Annotated in this window: 11 protein-coding genes; 9 read left to right on the top strand and 2 right to left on the bottom strand. The window is 42.3% G+C overall.

Features of this window, described 5'->3' with window-relative positions; genetic code table 11:
* Positions 1 to 11: 11 nt before the first annotated feature.
* Positions 12 to 1844 (bottom strand): beta-galactosidase, encoded by a 1833-nt coding sequence (locus FHW89_RS00100; RefSeq protein ID WP_172332985.1) that lies wholly within the window; start codon positions 1842 to 1844, stop codon positions 12 to 14.
* Positions 1845 to 2143: 299 nt separating this feature from the next.
* Between FHW89_RS00100 and FHW89_RS00095 the strand changes: the two genes are divergently transcribed.
* Positions 2144 to 2413, top strand: a complete 270-nt coding sequence (locus FHW89_RS00095) for a CHC2 zinc finger domain-containing protein (RefSeq protein WP_172332984.1) — start codon at positions 2144 to 2146, stop codon at positions 2411 to 2413.
* Positions 2414 to 2487: 74 nt separating this feature from the next.
* Here FHW89_RS00095 and FHW89_RS00090 read toward each other — a convergent pair whose 3' ends face one another.
* Entirely contained in the window at positions 2488 to 3054 is a 567-nt protein-coding gene (locus FHW89_RS00090) for a thioredoxin family protein (protein ID WP_172332983.1), read from the bottom strand.
* A 334-nt stretch (positions 3055 to 3388) separates the two neighbouring features.
* On the opposite strand from FHW89_RS00090, the gene FHW89_RS00085 reads away from it, so the two are divergent.
* From FHW89_RS00085 to FHW89_RS00050, 8 genes are all read left to right on the top strand, one after another.
* Positions 3389 to 7471 (top strand): hybrid sensor histidine kinase/response regulator transcription factor, encoded by a 4083-nt coding sequence (locus tag FHW89_RS00085; protein WP_172332982.1) that lies wholly within the window; start codon positions 3389 to 3391, stop codon positions 7469 to 7471.
* Between the two features lie 260 nt (positions 7472 to 7731).
* Positions 7732 to 10917 carry a TonB-dependent receptor gene (locus tag FHW89_RS00080; protein WP_172332981.1) on the top strand — a complete coding sequence of 1062 codons (3186 nt, stop codon included), beginning with the start codon at positions 7732 to 7734 and terminating at the stop codon, positions 10915 to 10917.
* 18 nt (positions 10918 to 10935) lie between these two features.
* On the top strand, positions 10936 to 12405 hold the full coding sequence (locus tag FHW89_RS00075) for a RagB/SusD family nutrient uptake outer membrane protein (protein ID WP_172332980.1): 1470 nt from the start codon (positions 10936 to 10938) through the stop codon (positions 12403 to 12405).
* An 11-nt stretch (positions 12406 to 12416) separates the two neighbouring features.
* Positions 12417 to 13850, top strand: a complete 1434-nt coding sequence (locus FHW89_RS00070) for an agarase (protein WP_172332979.1) — start codon at positions 12417 to 12419, stop codon at positions 13848 to 13850.
* Between the two features lie 182 nt (positions 13851 to 14032).
* A complete protein-coding gene (locus FHW89_RS00065) occupies positions 14033 to 14905 on the top strand; it encodes a hypothetical protein (protein WP_172332978.1) in 873 nt (290 codons plus the stop codon).
* Positions 14906 to 15192: 287 nt separating this feature from the next.
* Positions 15193 to 16161 carry an NADP-dependent oxidoreductase gene (locus FHW89_RS00060; RefSeq protein ID WP_172332977.1) on the top strand — a complete coding sequence of 323 codons (969 nt, stop codon included), beginning with the start codon at positions 15193 to 15195 and terminating at the stop codon, positions 16159 to 16161.
* A gap of 5 nt (positions 16162 to 16166) precedes the next feature.
* Positions 16167 to 17084: an AraC family transcriptional regulator gene (locus tag FHW89_RS00055; RefSeq protein WP_172332976.1), complete on the top strand. Its 918-nt coding sequence runs from the start codon at positions 16167 to 16169 to the stop codon at positions 17082 to 17084.
* A 263-nt stretch (positions 17085 to 17347) separates the two neighbouring features.
* On the top strand, positions 17348 to 18457 hold the full coding sequence (locus tag FHW89_RS00050) for an XdhC family protein (protein WP_172332975.1): 1110 nt from the start codon (positions 17348 to 17350) through the stop codon (positions 18455 to 18457).
* Positions 18458 to 18462: the final 5 nt, after the last annotated feature.

The following is an 18462-nucleotide window of genomic DNA, read 5'->3' as shown; positions in this document are numbered from 1 at the left end:
TATTATTTAAATTATTGCAGCTGATCTAAAATAGGCTTTTCGGCTGTTTGTAACAAATTTTGTTCTGGCTTAAGCATTTCTAATACAACAACTTCGTTTTGGCCTTTTTTAAGCCACTCAGCCGGCAGATATAGGGTTTGCTGTGGGCCAATGCTCCAGTATTTGCCTAAGTTATGGCCATTTACCCACACCATTCCTTTACCCCATTTGCGCATATCCAGATAGGTATCGGCTAGTTTATTCAGCGTAAATGAACTCTTTTTAATAACCGGCGCTGATCCCCTGTAGGTTACGGGTTTATATTTTATTCCATTCAAATTATTGAAAGGTAAGCCATACATTTTCCAGCCTGTAAGCTCTTTCTGATTAAACAATACCTCTTGGGTAATACCTTTTTTGTTTTGCAAAAGGTATTTGCCAAAATTAACCCGGCCCAGGTTTTCGACCAGTATATCCAGCGTAACATTACCCGCAGGTAAAGTAACCAGCAAGCTATCCTGTTTTAAACGGCGATCAAGCGTTCCTGTGTTTTTGCCGTTAACCATAATAATAGCATAATCTCTTAACTCCTTCAGTTTCAACAAACCTTTTATACCGCCTTTTAATGTGGTACGGTATAACACAAAGCCATAATCCTGGTTCAGATCTTCAAAGGTTAGTGATTTCAGATTGATCTTAGGTATTGGTAAATTCTGCAACAGGCCCCCAGCCTGCGTAAGCTTTATGGCTGGGATCTGCATGGCTGGTTTAGCAGCCGGAACCTGCGGTAAATGGACACCTGCCGGCAAATGTTTTTCAATCACATTTCTAAATGCCATAAATTTTGGTGTAGCGTTACCGGCTTCATCCAACGGGGCGTCATAATCATAACTGCTTATCTGTGGTTCGTAAGGCGTTTCATCTTTAAAATTGGCCCCGTTCATAAATGCGCGGGTAGTGCCACCGTGAAACATATACATGTTAATAGAAATACCGGCCGCCAAAACCGAATCGAGCCGACCGCTGTACTGCTCCGCTGGTACCGTATGGTGTTTTGTACCCCACCAATCAAACCAAGCCGGATACCATTCGGCTATATAATAAGGGCCTTTGCCCCCATGATTTTCATTGACGATCTTTTTTACTTTAGCAGGATTATCCACACCATTTATTGCAGGCAACAATCCAGGTAAATGACCATTCACCAGATCAGGGGCGGGATCACAAGTGTACAACAAACCATCAAAACCCGCTGCTTTAAACAGTTTCTGATTAATCTGCAGGTATTCTTTATCGTTGCCGTATGATCCATATTCATTCTCTATTTGCACCATAAGGATGTTACCACCATGATTAATCTGTAAAGGGGCCAACTGTTTACCCACCTCTTTAATATATTTTTCATACTCTTTCAGGTATTGCTCTTCCTTGCTGCGAACCACCAGTCCCTTTTCGTTTTGCAGCCAATACGGATAACCACCAAACTCCCATTCGGCGCAAACATATGGGCTTGGCCGAAGGATCACCCAAAGACCCTCCTGCTGAGCAATTTTTACATACTCGGCCACATCATTATTTCCGCTGAAATCGAACCTGCCTTTCTGAGGTTCGTGCAGATTCCAGAAAACATAAGTACCTATGGTATTTAAGCCCATGGCTTTGGCCATTTTCATCCGGGCCCGCCAGGCCTCACGTGGTACCCGGGGATAATGCATCTCACCGCTGATCATCTGAAAAGGTTTACCATCAAGCAGAAAAGCGGTATCTGATAACGTAAAAGAATGTTTGATTTGTGCCTGGGTATATAAGGCCGCTAAAATTAAAATACCCGAACACAGAGCTCGTAATTTGTTTCTTAAAAGCATAAAATTAATTGGTGGTATTATTTTATTAGGTTGTACACGCTAAATACAGGCTTTTTCTGATAAAATAAAGGGGGTAAAATCGTCAATTACAGGGGATATTTTCTTATAAAAAATTAAACATTTGGAGCAATAGTGTTAATGAAAATCTATCTTTCTTTCAGAATTCAGGAAAAATAATTAATTCTATACCGATATCATCTTTTAAACTCCCTTAATTATTTTTCAACAATGGTGTAGGGAATCTTTTAAAAAATCGCTTAAAATGTATTTTTGCCCGCTGTAAAACAGAATACCATTTTATGTCTGCTGAAGATACTTATTCCCGAACCGGGGCCGACCTGGTCAGCATTGCTTCTAAATATATTTTACTTGCAGAAAGCCGCAAAAATTTAAAAGGCCGTTGCCCTTTCCATCCCGATCAGGGAACCTCATTTATGTTATCACCCGAAAAAAACATCTTCAAATGTTTTGGCTGTGGCAAAGATGGCGGCCCGATAGAGTTTATCATGTATATAGAGGGCAAAAGCCGGGAAGAAGCTATACAACAATTGATAGGGACTGGAAAATAAAAAAGTATCTCATGGTACAATGTAATACCTTTTTAAGATATGGATATCAGAATAACAGGCTTGTATTCTTGTATTTATTTATGGAGTATAGTTAAAAAAACCACAAGAAGCTCATTTTGCAAGCTCACGCCCTTATCATCATTATACCATTTTTGTAAGGCGATCTTTTTTTGCTCCATTTCAACATGCTCTTCCAGCAAGCGGTTGTACAATAGCTGGCACTCCGCTGGGCGTGATCCCCAAACGGCAAGGTCATTCTTTTCATGATCTGCGATGATCAATTTGGGTATGGTTTTTTTACCATTGGAGAGATAAGAATCGATCAAAAATGGTTCTGAGTCCCTTAACTGGTAGTCTACCTTTATCAGTGGATTTAGCTCGGATAACCTATATATAAACGGTAAAGAATGGGCCGCGTCGCCACACCAGGGTTCGGTGATAATCGTCCAGAATTGTTGTTTTTTGATACTTTGTATTACTGTTACCAGCTCATCATTCAATACACCAACCTTTAACCACCTTTGTTGCCGCGACCAGTTTAGCCTGGTGTAATTCAGGTAAGCAGGGTCATGATATGGGGCAGGGGGATTGGGACTATCTAAAATGTTTTGAAATACCTGCTGATAAGCTAAAAAGTCCATTGATTTCACTTTTATTATTAAAAAAAGAGGTAAAACCGGTCCTTTTTAACCAGCTTTACTATGACAGGTAATTTACAAATGATTAATTTAAAACAGGTCAAATTTTTGTCCGAAAGTCAACTTATCATTTTCTAAAATCATTTCTTCAGCTTCATCAAAACAAACCCCATCCATTAGGTAAGTGCTCCGAATAACCCTAAGGCTTCATCCCTTATGGCTGCGCGGTTTCAATAAGTGGCTTTATTGCTATATCTTTATCGCTCCTGAAACAATGTATAAACCATAATTTGTTCCGCTATTTTACCTAGTAATAATTTGATTAAGCCAGCTTCTGATGAAAGCAAGATTGATATTCATTTTACTTCTATTAGCCACCGTATGGCTACCAAATAGCGTAAATAGTCAGCAATTATCTATTCGGTTCAGGCACATTAGCTATAAAGATGGCCTGGTACAAAGCCCTATTGCCACGATGTTGCAGGACAAAAGTGGATACATCTGGATTGGCAGTTGGAGTGGTTTATCAAGATACGACGGTACTGCCTTTAAAAACTTCAGACCTGATGATACTAAACCAGATCAAATCAGTCATAATCGTATTAACCGCCTATTTGAAGATCGCCAGGGACGTTTATGGGTAGGTACCGGCGGAGGTTTAAATCTTTACAATAAGCAAACTGAGCATTTCCGGCATATTGGCTTATCGGCTGCCAAAGGTGGTGGCAATTTTATTACGGCTATTGAACAGGATCACTCGGGCAAAATATGGGTAGCCACGTTTAAGGGCATCAAAAGCGTAACGCCGGATGCTAAGTCTTTAACTGTTATAGCTGATTGGAAAAACACAGAACCCCAATTGTGCCAAGGTATTGTTTATTCACTTCTTGAAGATATTCAGCAGACTATTTGGGTAGGTATTGAGCAGGGCTTAAAAAGATTCGACCCTAAAACAAATACCGTTATCCCTTTACCCGAGATATTACGGCAGAATAAGGCGCTCAGTATTGCCAAAATTATTGTTATTAAACAAGATAATGAAGGTAACATTTGGTTCGGGACCGAAAATAGTGGCATTTTCAGGTATAGCCCGCGCTTAAACTCCTGCATTCAATATCTAAAAAAGGCAAATGATCCTCATAGTTTGCCGTCAAACTGGATAAACGATCTCCTGATAAAAGATGGCCGCCTAATGGCTGCCACCCATAACGGACTGGCCATATTTGATCCCATAAAAAACACCTTTGCCAACTATACGCATGATCCTAACGATTCGCGAACACTAAGCGATGGTTCCTTATGGAGCTTAATGACCGACCATACCGGCAACGTTTGGATGGGTACTTATTCGGGCGGTATTAATATCTTTTATCCGGGTAATTCTAACTTTTATAATATTGGAGAGCAGATTGGTAAAAGTATCGGTCTCAAAAAACCATTGGCCGAGGCAATAATAGGTGATGCAGACGGTGGTTTATGGATTGGAACATTCGGCGGCGGGCTAAACTACATTAACCGCAAAAAAGAGGTTACAGCCGTTTATAGTATATCAGATGAAATCAAAGCACTGGTAAAGGACTCAATAGGCGATATATGGACAGGTACTTTAGATGGCCTGTACAAGTTTAACCGCAGTAAAAAAACTTTCAGCCCCATCAACCTCCAAATTATCAATAACAAAACTACAGCTAAACTCATTAACTCACTGATAGTTACCAAAGCCGGGATCTGGGTTGGCACTAACGGGGCTGGCCTTAAATTAGTGGATTATACAGGAAAAGAATTACTGAGTTTAACAAATAAAACCGGGCTGGTAGATAATTATGTTAACGCTCTTTACAGCCGGGGCGATGAACTGTGGATAGGCACACAAAATGGACTGAACAAATACGATTTAAAAAATCATACTTTCAAAACCTATCGCAGAAAAACAACCGGGTTGGGGAATAATAATGTGTTATCACTCTACACAGATAGTCATCAGCATTTATGGATAGGTACAGATGGTGGCGGGCTAAACTACCTGGACGAGCGAAATAACAGGATTTACCCCATTCGGCAATCAGATGGCTTGGCCGATGATGTGATCTCGGCTATTATTTCTGATCATGAAGGGGCCTTGTGGGTAAGTACTAATAATGGCATTTCGCGACTCACATTTGGAGCAGCAACTTTCCCTTTATCCAAAGGCAATTACCAAATTGCCAATTATACGGCAGCGAACGGTTTACAAAGCAACCAGTTCCTGGTTAACTCTGCGTACAGAACAACTGACGGGGAGCTCCTTTTTGGCGGAATGAACGGGGTGACTACTTTTTTTCCTGACCGTATCATCAAAAATAAATTCAGGCCCGAAATATTATTGACCGACTTTTTGGTGAATAATAAAGATGCACGTATTGGAAAGAATCCGGTTCTTCAAGCACCGGTAAACGAAACAACCCGGATTACCCTGCCCTATGATCAAAACAATTTAACGATTAAATTTTCAGCGCTTAATTTCATTAATCCCGAAAAAAACAGCTATGCCTATAAAATGGAAGGGCTTACTAATAACCAGGGCTGGCTATCAACCGGTAATCAAAAAGAAGTGAGTTTTAACAATCTTGCGCCGGGCTATTATGTTTTTACCGTAAGAGCCGCTAATAACGATGGTTACTGGAATACAAAGGGTCGTACATTACAAATAGATATCCGTCCACCGTTATGGGAAACGTGGTGGGCTTATCTTTTATACATTTTATTAGCCGCATTTTTATTTTATAAGGTGATCCGCTTTTTCCAGGTTCGGGCACGGTTAGAGCAGGATTTGTATAACGAACACCTGCAAAATGAACGCCAGGAAGAGTTTTATAAAATGAAGCTGGACTTTTTCACCAACATCTCCCATGAGATCCGCACCCCGCTTTCCCTGATCATTGGCCCGGTAGAAAATCTGTATAACGCCACACTTGAAAATCCCGGCATCAGCCGGCAAGTACTACAGGTTAAAAATAACGCCGAACGCCTACTCCGGTTAATTGGTGAGCTAATGGATTTCCGCAAGGCCGAAACCGGCAATATGGTTTTATATGTGCAAAGGCATAATGTAGCTGCTTTTATTAAAGAAATTTACCTGTCATTTAACTCATTAGCAGAGAGTCGTCATATTACCTATGATTTTAAAACCAACGACCCTGAAATATATCTAAACATTGATCAGGATCAGTTGGAGAAAGTATTCTTTAATCTCCTGTCTAACGCTTTCAAATTCACACCAGATCATGGCCGCATCTCGGTAACCATCAGCAACGACACTGGTACCGGCCTCAGAATTACTATTGCTGACAATGGTAAAGGAATACCGGTTGAACACCAATCGAAGCTGTTCACCAACTATTACCAGGTTCATGACCAAAAATCAAACGCCGGTACAGGCATTGGTTTAGCACTTTCAAAAAGCATTGTAGAGCTGCACCAGGGCAGCATCTCTTTTAAAAGTACGTTGCAGACAAGCGAACGCAAAGGTTATACCGAATTTACGGTATACCTACCTAATGAACTGAAAACAGCAAAAAATGTACACTTCATTAATAATACCTCCGGTTTAGAAAGTATCGCCTCCTTTAGGCGACAGGCCGAGATAGATATAACACACCCGGCTGAAATTCAGGCATCCTTTAGCGCAGAGGGCTCCATTGTACTGGCCGAAGATAATGAAGAGTTAAGAAAATTCCTGGTAGATTCTTTACCGGGATACCAGGTAGTGGCTTTTGAAAATGGTTCGGCGGCTTTTAAATATGCTGTAAGTCAGATACCGGACCTCGTCATTAGCGATGTGATGATGCCGGTAATGGATGGGTTTGAGTTTTGCCGTAACATTAAATCGGATGAGCGTACGAGTCATATCCCGGTGATATTGTTAACCGCCTTAGCTACGCACATTCACCAGGTTAATGGTTTACAAACTGGCGCCGATGTTTATTTAACCAAACCTTTCAGCACCAAACTGCTGCAATTAAATGTGCATAACCTGCTCACTTCACGCGATAGGATGCGCAAAAAATTCAGTCAGCAACTGATCCTGCAACCCAGGCAGGTTTTGTTGAATAACCCCGATGAGCATTTTATACAAAAGCTGATGAATATTATTGAGGAGCAAATGGAGAACCCCGAATTTGGGGTGGTAAGCCTGGGTACAGAAATTGGTATGAGCAAAACTGTTCTGTACAAAAAGATCTGCGCGCTTACCAACCTATCCCCTGCCGACTTTATTAAATCCATGCGTCTCAAAAAAGCCGCCGATCTTTTACGGCAGCAGCTATTATCAATAAATGAGGTTTCTGTGATGGTGGGCTTTAATGATCGTAAATACTTTAGCCGCGAGTTTAAAAAAATGTATGGCATGTCGCCTTCGGATATGAACACGCCAACATCTTAGTTTTTTCTCCCTTTACTTTATAAAATTCAGCTTCAAAATTAAAAGAAGTCATTTTTTACCCCTAAAAAAGTCTTTTTTTAACCCGGTTTCCCTCCCGCGATATTCATTTTTGGCCATCCAGTTATAACGGGCCAATCCCGCAATTTATTTAGCATTAACCCATTTAATCTTATAAGCATGAGGAAACTTTAGCGCGCAACAAATTCCCGTACCTGTACGCATCTACCCCTATAATTTTTACCTGATTAAACCCATAAACTATGAAGTTACTATACGCAAAACTTTCAAAACAGCTTAAACACTCATGGGCAACTAAAAGCTTCTGCCTGTTATTATTTGCTGTATTTTTCCAGATCTCTACACTCTACGCGCAAACCATCACCGTAAAGGGAAAAGTTACTGATAATAAAGGGTTGCCCCTCCCCGGTGCCTCGGTTAAGGTAAAAGGCACCACCAATGGCATCCTCACCAACGCCAATGGCGATTACAGCATTACTGTGCCTGATGGAAACGCTGTACTCGTTTTTAGTTTTATCAGCTATCAACCGGCAGAGCGTGTTGTTGGCAGCAACACCCAGATTAATATTACCCTGCAGGACAATGTATCTTCTTTAAACGAAGTAGTTGTTGTGGGGTACGGCGAAACAAAGCGAAAATTACTGTCTACCGCAGTAAGCAGCGTAAACGCCCGTCAGCTGGAAGATCGCTTGGTTGCCACACCCGGCGAAGCCCTGGTTGGCCAGGTATCGGGTGTGCAGATTTCGCAGGCCCTGGGCGATCCGGGGGCCGCACCGGTCATTAACATCCGCGGACTTGGCTCTATCGGAGCGGGCAATAGCCCCTTATTTGTAGTGGATGGTTACCCGCTAAACAGTGCCGATGATTTTAATAACATCAATCCGGCAGATATTCAAACCATACAAGTATTAAAAGATGCCGCGGCTGCCGCCATTTATGGTTCGCGTGGTGGTAATGGTATTATCATTGTAACCACCAAACGCGGTAAAGCGGGCACTACTAAGTTCAATTTCACATCTAACACCGGTGTTGCTAATGCATCAAAGGAAGTAGCCGTATTAAACAAAGATCAATATGTTGATTATGTAAAAGATGCCTTTGCTAATTCCAACAAAACACTGCCAGCCATTTACAATGATCCGTCAGCATTACCAAATACCAATTGGCAGGATCAGATCTTCCGCCGGGGCTGGACAAGCGCTTATGCCCTATCGGCTTCCGGGGGCTCAGATAAGGTTACCTTTAATGTAACGGGATCATATTATAAGCAAACAGGCATCATCAAGAACACCGATTTTAACCGGTATAATTTACGGGCCAGCATGGATGCTCAACTGAGCAGGAAGTTAAAATTCAACTTCAATGTAGCACCATCGTACGCGATTAACGATCAAACAGCTACTGGTGGTGGTCTGAACAACGCGCTCATTAATGGTATTGGTGTTAACCCGTCCGGAGTAGGCGGCACAGTGATCAGCGCACTATTACAACCACCCATACTCCCTGTAAGACAACCGAACGGAGATTATTCAAACGCTACGGCTGTACTTTCAGGTGCCGGACAAACCTTTAACGGTAACCCTTATAACCCTGTGGCGGTGCTTGATTTGTATAAAGACAGGACAACCACCGGGCGTATGCTGGCAAATACCGGCCTTGAATATCAAATTATAAAAGGCTTAAGCTTTAAAAGCACATTTGGTTTCGAGGCGATAATCAATAACCGCAGCTGGTTTGTACCCGCTACCCTGCAATCAGATAATGGCCCTACCGCTAATATCAACAATCCACTGTTAAGCAATGTAAGAGCGAGAACTACACAGGGAACAAACTACAATTATGTATCAGAAAACACACTGAATTATAATACAAAATTTGGCAAAAACCATAGTCTGACTTTATTGGCCGGGTATTCATTCCAAAAAAACACGTACACCGAAAGCAGCCAATCGGGCCAAAGCGGAACAACCACCAATTCCATAGTGCAAAATCCCAATGATGCCGGCATTATTTTAGGTACTTATGCCAATACAGCCAACGCCTTGATATCGGCCTTTGGGCGTGCCGATTATAATTATAAGGATAAGTACATCCTGTCGGGATCTTTACGTACAGATGGTTCATCGCGTTTTGGATTGAATAAACAGTATAGTACTTTCCCTGCCATTTCGGCCGCCTGGCGCATCACAGAGGAAAGCTTTATGAAAAATGTATCAGCCATCAGCGAGCTTAAGCTTCGGGGCAGCTATGGCGTAAGTGGCAACAACAACATTGGCGACTATAACTCCCAAAGCTATGCCACACAGGTAAATTATGTTTTTGGCGCTAATAATGCCACACCTGTATTTGGTTTCTCGCCGAGCTCGCTGGCCAATGCCAATTTGACCTGGGAAACCAATAAACAAACAGATATAGGCCTGGAAATCGGCCTTTTAAGTGATCGTATATTCTTTATAGCTGATGCTTACCACCGGGTAACCAGTAACCTGCTCCTGAGCCGGGGTGTACCTGCTATATACGGTTTCGCTACCTCCATATTTACCAATATCGGATCGGTTGAAAATAACGGGCTGGAGTTTTCGATAAGGTCAGTTAATCTTAAGAGTAAACTGAAATGGACAACCGATGCCAATATATCCTTTAACAAAAACAAAGTGATTAAACTAACCGATGATGGTTCATTTGTTGGCTATGATGCTGCCTTTGGCTATACCAATTCCATTCGCATAGTACCGGGTGAATCGATGAGCAGTTTTTACGGTTACAAGCAAATAGGAATATATAAGGATGCCGCGGATGTAGCCGCCAGTCCAAAATGGGCCTCTGGTGGTTCTGTTCCCGGCGATGTAAAATATGCCGACATCAACGGTGATGGAAAAATTGACGCCAGTGATATAGTGAACATAGGCAGTCCATTGCCAAAATTTACTTATGGCATAACCAACCGTTTCGATTATAAAGGTTTTAATTTCAGTTTCCTGTTCCAGGGTGTTTATGGCAACAAGATCCTAAACTCAGCCGACAGGTATACCGACTATTATAACGGATCATTCAACGTGCGTACAAATGCTTTGAACCGCTGGCGATCGCCCGATAACCCGGGCGATGGAATGACACCCCGTGCGGCGGTAACTAACCCATCCTCCACCACAGTTGTATCTACCCGTAATATTTTCGACGGATCGTATCTGCGTTTGCGCAATATCACTTTAGGATACTCACTTACCGGACGAGCCCTGAAAGCTTTAAACATCACCAGCGCCCGGGTGTTTTTGACGGCCGAGAACGTGGCAACCTTCACCAAATACTTTGGTTATAACCCCGAGGTTAACGTTTGGGCGGGTTCGCCGCAACCACGCTATGGTGTAGATCAGGGTACCTATCCCCTGCCGCGTACATTTTCGCTGGGCTTAAACATTGGTTTTTAATTAAATAAAAAGATAACGATGAAAAAATATATCATACTGCTAATGATGCTTTCATTTGCCGGCGCATCATGCAAAAAGAGTTTTATTGAGTTACAGGACCCCACCAAAATATCAACTACCGATCTTTACAGCGACGCCAATGGATTGAACCTGGCTGTGAATGCGGCTTATGGTACCCTACAGGATATTTATGGCAAAGGCACCAGCGGCACGGGTATGTATCTGTTTACCGATGTACCCTCTGATAACAGCAACAGTCTGGTATCAGGAGCCGGACTTGGCGATTTTGACCTGTTTACCGTAGCACCAGAAAACGTAAACTTATCAACACAATGGCAAAGCTTTTACAGATGTATTGCCCGTTGTAATGCCATTATCTCACGTGCCCCTGCTGTGAATATGACAGCCGCCCTACGCGATCGCTATATTGCGGAGTGTAAGTTTTTAAGGGCGCTGTGTTATTTCAACGCGGTACGGATCTGGGGCGGAGTTCCCCTTGTGACAAAAGAAATAGCATCAGTTGACGAATCATTGAGCTATGGCAGGGAATCCGTTACGAATGTTTATGCCCAAATCGAGAAGGACCTGACCGAGGCTGAAGCAGTACTCCCAGCCACCTATGCAACCACCGACCTGGGTAGAGCTACGAGCGGTGCTGCAAAGGCCATGCTGGGGAAAGTGTACCTGACCGAGGGTAAATTTGATAAATGCAAATCAGAATTGACCCCTTTACTCCCGAGGGCTTCCAATGTCTGGGGATATGATCTACTGCCGAATTATGGTGATGTGTTTTTGACCACCAATGAGATGAATAAGGAGATCATTTTCGCTGTGCGATATACCAAAGGTGGTTTCGGTACGGGTAGTCCATTCTTTAACTGGTTTATACCTAATCAAAGTGGTTCAACCATAGCTACCATTGGTGGCGGATCTGGCTTTAATACCATTATGCAGGATCTTTACGATGCTTTCCCATCTACCGATCCGCGCCGGGCGCTTTCTATCGGCACCTATGTGGGTGGGGGGATTAATTATTATTACACTAAAAAATATACCGATTTACCCGCGAATGCCAACGACAGTAATAACGATTGGATCGTTATCCGTTATGCCGATGTATTGCTGATGTACGCAGAAGCCGAAAATGAGCTCAATGGCCCCGCAAACGCTATTAGTTATGTAAATGATGTCCGCCGCAGAGCTTATGGTAATACCAGCAATGACCTTAACGATGAACAGACCTCATCCCAGGCCAGTATGCGCCTGGCTATTGAAACCGAACGCAGGCTTGAACTCAATATGGAAGGGCACCGCTGGTTCGATTTGCTAAGAACGGGCCGCGCCATCACAATTATGAACGCCTCATTCGCCAAATATCAAACTAAAAATGGAGCCAATGTTATCCAGATATCTGCTCCACACAATCTATTGTTTCCTATTCCACTAAGAGAAATACAGCTGAATCCAAAACTTACCCAAAAACCTTAAAATAAATTTAAATGATATCTGTGAAACATATTACGTTATACCTTATTCTATTGGCCAGCACCAGCACAGTATTGGCTCAAACCGAGAACGAATACACACTAACGGTAAGTGCTAAAATATCCAACCAGGGAACCGGGCAAAAACCCGGTTTCCGGGAATGGAAAGATTACTCTACCCGCACCATAACCACCTTAAATGGCTACCAGGCGGTAAATGACAAAGATTTGAATACTTATGGATCAGCTTTGGCGCGTAAAACAGAGGCCACCGGTTTTTTCCATGTTGCTTTTGTCAATGGCCGCTGGTGGTGTATAGATCCTGACGGGTACCTTTTTATTAATAAAGGGATGAACGATATCAACATCGGCCCGTCCGATAATAATAAAGCGGCTTTTAGCAAAATATTTAAAAGTCAGCAAGATTGGGCGTTGAAAACCACACAAATGCTCCGCGACAAAGGTTTTAATGGGGCTGGCGCATGGTCTGATTATACCCTTTTAAAAAACCTGGATAAAAAATCCCAGCCCCTGGCCTATACCGTTATGCTGGATTTTATGGGCAGTTATGGGCGCACTAAAGGCGCTTACCAACAATCAGGGCATCTGGGTTATCCCGACAACGCCATTTTTGTGTTTGATCCCGAGTTTAAAAAATACTGCGATACTTATGCTAAACAGATCAGCATTAACAAAAACGACAGGAATCTTTTCGGCTATTTTTCGGATAACGAATTGCCTTTTTATCATAAATCGCTGGATAATTTCCTGGCTAAAAAAGATCATACAGACCCGGGTTATATCGCCACCCAAAAATGGCTGAACGATCATCATTACGATCAAACAGCTATTACCGAACAAATGCGTCACGAGTTTTTAGGATTTGTGGTAGATCGTTACTTAAGCACAGTATCCGGTGCCATTAAAAAATATGATCCGAATCATATGTATATCGGCTGCCGTTTTAATGGCTACGAAAAAACAGTTAAAGAAGTAATAACCGCAGCCGGTAAATACCTGGACCTGCTTTCCATTAACTATTATGACCACTGGACTCCCGATACAGGTGATATGCGCAACTGGACGGCATGGTCGGGCAAACCCTTCATTATTACCGAATGGTATGTAAAGGGCGAAGATTCGGGTATGGGTAATTACTCAGGTGCCGGCTGGGTGGTAAAAACACAGGAAGAACGGGGTATGTTTTACCAAAACTTTACACTGGGTCTCCTGGAATCGGGCAACTGCGTAGGCTGGCACTGGTTTAAATATCAGGATAACGACCCTACCAACAAAAATGTCGATCCATCCAACACGGATGCCAACAAAGGTATTTTAAATAACAAATACCAACTGTACAATGGCCTTGTCAATAAGATGAAAGAACTAAACCTACAGGTTTATCACCTTATTGATTTTTTCGACAGCAGGAAAAAAGCACAGAATTGATCATGGGCAGAGATGGGGCTGCTCAGATAATAACCCACCGGTTTTCCGGGCGTATTGGCCAGTATAATAATTTTATGCTGGCTGATAAATAATCATACACAGGTGTTTTTAGGTGAGGGAGATAAGGTGGCAAACTGAAGTATTGCAATTAACCAAATACCAAATTATAAAACCAAAAAACCATGAGAAAGAGAACTACTTTACAGGCCTTCGGCCTCGCTGCAAGCCTATTGATGTTTGGCTGCGGCAAACAAATGTCTAAACCAATTAATGACACCGGAAAAGCCGACGTCCCGGGATCCACGTTAAAAACACAAAGTGTTACTACCGAATGTGTAAACACGCACACCATTACGGTTGGCGCATCTTACGTGTTAAACAATAACATTTGGGGGGCAGGTACCAACGGTGCCGGTTCACAATGCGTATGGTATGATAATTCAAGTCAGTCATGGGGTTGTAATGCCAGTCACACATCGGGTACCGGCCAAAACATCAAAGGCTACCCTGCGCTTGTGCGTGGCTGGCTTTGGTTTAACAGCAGCGGCAGTATTTGGGCATCGCCATCAGATACTTCCTTCCCGGTACAAATGAGCCATTTGTCAAGCTTCCGCAGTAACTGGTCTATGACCGTACCCACAAACGGCGAGAAATATAATTCGTCTTATGACATCTGGCTGGACGTCTCTAATAACCCTGCTTACAAAGCAAAGAAAGAGGTTATGATCTGGCTCAACTACAAAGGCCCAGCCTATAATGGTTCGGATTTTGTACCTGTTGGAGGTATTCCAATCCATACCAATATCTCCATAGCAGGTAGTACCTGGAATATATACGAAGGCAACAACGGCACTAATGATGTGTACACATTCAGGCGTACCACCAATACAAGCTCGGTTAGTAACCTGGATATCAAAGCTTTTTTAACTTACGCCCAGAATGATGATTTCTTTTCATCTTCGTACTATTTGTTAGGCGTACAGGCTGGTTGGGAAATAGTAGCCGGAGGCGCGTTTACTACCAATAGCTACACCAGCACCATTGTTAAAAATTAATAGATATTTTTAACAATAACAGGCCAGATCTCTCATTAAAGTGATCTGGCCTGTTATTCATTCTTCGTTTCTCAGTCATCTCCAGGATGTCTACTTCTTTTCAACTCCGTACCGCTTGTATCTTATTTTGAACATATCAACTGCCATAACCAGTGCCATAAAACGGATGGTTTTTCAGAGACTAGTTCTGTTTGTATTATAAAGTCGCCGCTTTGGTTAAGACAAAGGGCATTTGAGTTAAATATGCCATCATATTGTTGTAGACCTTTGTAAAAAAGAGAAAAACTATGAAAGCAATCAGAATTAATGAGTTTGGCGGACCGGAAGTGATGAAAATTGTTGAAGTTGAAAACCTTCTTTCTGCAGCAGATGAAATCTTAGTAAAAGTTTACGCCGCCAGTGTAAACCCGGCAGATTACATCATACGCCAGGGTGGAAATGAAGGTTTAAAACCATTGTTGAAATTGCCTATGGGATTAGGTATTGATGCGGCAGGAATTGTAGAAGAGGTTGGAAGCGAGGTGGCTGAATTCAAAAAAGGAGACCGCGTATATGGTGTTCCCAATTATTTAGACGGCAGCTATACCGAATACCTTGCAGCAAAAGCCAACCAATTCGCCCTTATGCCACAAACGATCAGCTTTAATGAAGCCGCTTCGTTACCCGCCTGTGCACGTATGGCCTGGAGCGGTATGGTAGAGAAGGCAAAGGTACAACCAGGCCAGCGAGTATTGATCCATGGTGCGGCAGGGGGTATTGGCAACCTGGCATTACAGTTTGCCAAAGCCTATGGAGCATATGTTATTGGTACAGCATCGGCACATAATGCCGATTTTTTAAGAAAGTTGGGCGCCGACGAGGTAATTGACTATAACACACAAAAATTTGAAGATGTGGTGAGCGATATGGATATTGTATTCAATGCCACCCCAACTACTACCGTTGATGAGGCGTTACGTTTAAGATCTGTTAAAGTTTTGAAAGAAGGCGGTATCTTTGTATGTACACATGGCGTGTGGCCCAACGAGGAGTTTAAGGGATTACTGGCCCGGAAAAATGCAACTGTTTCCATGGCTGGTGTTGATATTAATCACCAGCATTGCTTCACTGAAGTGGCTAAATTGATTGACGCAGGCAAAGTGAAACCTATTGTGAGTAAGGTTTATATATGGGAACAAGCGGCCGAGGCACATCGCGATAGTGAAACAAAACATGTCCGTGGAAAAATTGTACTTGAAATTCGTAAAGAAGACTAAAACATATGGTGCATTACAAAACTATCAGCGAATGGTTCCGGGCCTGGCAACTGCCAAAGCCCGAACACCCGCTTATCAGTGTAATTAAGGTAGATGTTGCCAGAATGATGCGCAGTGGTGATACGTCGACATCCTTTTGTGATTTCTACTGCATAGCTATTAAGCGGGTTACAGGTGCCGAAGATCTCAAATTGAAATATGGGCAACAACCTTATGATTTTAATGAAGGGATCATGTCTTTCGTATCACCCGGCCAGGTAACAAGCCTTGTCGTCGAAAAGGACGTCGAAGTAAAGCAATCGGGATGGTACTTAATCGTTCATCCCGATTTCCTGTGGAACACAACATTAGCTAACACTATCAAACGATATGAGTTTTGGGATTATGCCGTAAACGAATCCTTATTCCTTTCTGAAAATGAAGAAGAGATTATCGTCGGTATCATTCAAAATATCCATCGCGAAACACACAATAATATTGACAAGTTCAGCAAACAGATCGTTATATCACAATTGGAAAGCTTGCTTAATTATGCCGAGCGGTTCTATAACCGCCAGTTTATTACGCGCGAAAAGGCCAACCATAAAATACTTGACCGCCTGGAAAAAGTATTGAATGCCTATTTAAGCAGTGGGCAGCCGGCAAGTAAAGGTTTGCCTACTGTAAACGATATTGCGGCCATGCTTTATATCACCCCAAAATACTTAAGCAGCTTATTACGGATGCATACAGGGCAAAACACTCAGTACTATATCCACGAAAAACTGATTGAAAGAGCCAAAGAAAAAATATCCACCAGCGAACTTTCTATGAGCGAAATTGCTTACGAATTGGGGTTTGAACATTTGCAATCTTTTAGCCGGTTGTTTAAAGCTAAAACCCAGCTTTCGCCTATGGAGTTCAGACAGTCGTTCAAAAATTAGCAATTGCAATTGCCAGATGATAAAGTAGTCTTTTTTGCAATGATTCAGGATTCGGACCTGCCCCCCTCTCCCATTTTCGGTTTTACAATACTTACATCACTCAAATCATTTTTTTCGCTGTTATGAGTATAAATCAAAATATCCACCGATATTTATATAAGTATTTCGAATAGAAGCACAATAACTTTAACCGACATCTAAATAACCTTATTAGCTTGTACCTGTTTATCAAAAATATAAACAGTGGACAAGCTGGTTTACCTATGAAAGAAATTATTGATATCGTGACAGCTTACGAAAAAGCTGTGAATGAACAAAAGAAAACCGCGTTAGCTACCGTAGTGCTTGTGGAAGGCTCTGCCTATCGCAGAGCAGGCGCCCGGATGCTAATCACTGAAGACGGGCAATTGACCGGGGCTATAAGTGGTGGTTGTTTGGAAGGGGATGCCTTACGCAAAGCCAGAATGGTCATATTACAGCAGGAACCGTTGTTGGTTACTTATGACACGATGGATGATGACGATGCAAAACTTGGTGTTGGCCTGGGATGTAACGGCATTATTCACATTTTGATCGAACCGATCAATGATACACAAACCAACCCTATAACATTATTGAAAGCGACAATAAACTCACGGAGCCATTCAGTTTTCGTTACCATATTTTCCCTTGAAGACCGTAAGGCACCACAGCCAGGGTCATGTTTATGCCTCACAGATAGCCAAACGCTTCGGAATGGTTTGGAAATTCTACCTTATAAAAGCGAGCTATTGGATGATTCAAAAAATGCACTGGATAATCAAAGTTCAACTATTACAGCTTACCATGGATACACTGCGTTTGTGGAGTGCATAAAACCTTTAATCTCTTTGATTATTGCCGGCGCTGGAAATGACGCTATCCCATTAACCAGGATTGCCGCTGTATTGGGCTGGAATACTACACTTATCGACGGGCGGCCAAATTATGCCACTATTGAACGCTTTCCGGCGGTTAAAAAGATCCTGATTACTAAACCTGAAGGCGCTTTAGATAACCTGGAAATAAATGACTGGACGGCCTTTGTGCTGATGACACATAATTATAATTACGAGATTGCCTTGTTAAAAGAGCTTTTGCCCTTACACCCTCCTTATATAGGCATTTTAGGACCCAAGAAAAAGCTGGAACGTATGCTGGATGAGTTAGAGGTGAATGGCAACGTTATAACCGAAAAGAACCAGAAAGCAATTCACGGGCCTGTTGGCCTGGATATCGGGTCTGAAACATCAGAAGAGATCGCGCTGTCTATCATTGCAGAGATAAAAGCGGTATTTTCTGAACGAAATGGAAGATCATTGAAATATAAAACCACTGTTATTCACAACAATTAATAAAT

This window comes from Mucilaginibacter sp. SG564 (assembly GCF_013149275.1).
Lineage (GTDB): Bacteria > Bacteroidota > Bacteroidia > Sphingobacteriales > Sphingobacteriaceae > Mucilaginibacter.
Note: the sequence above shows the minus strand (reverse complement) of the source record. Positions and strands in the feature narration are given on the sequence as shown.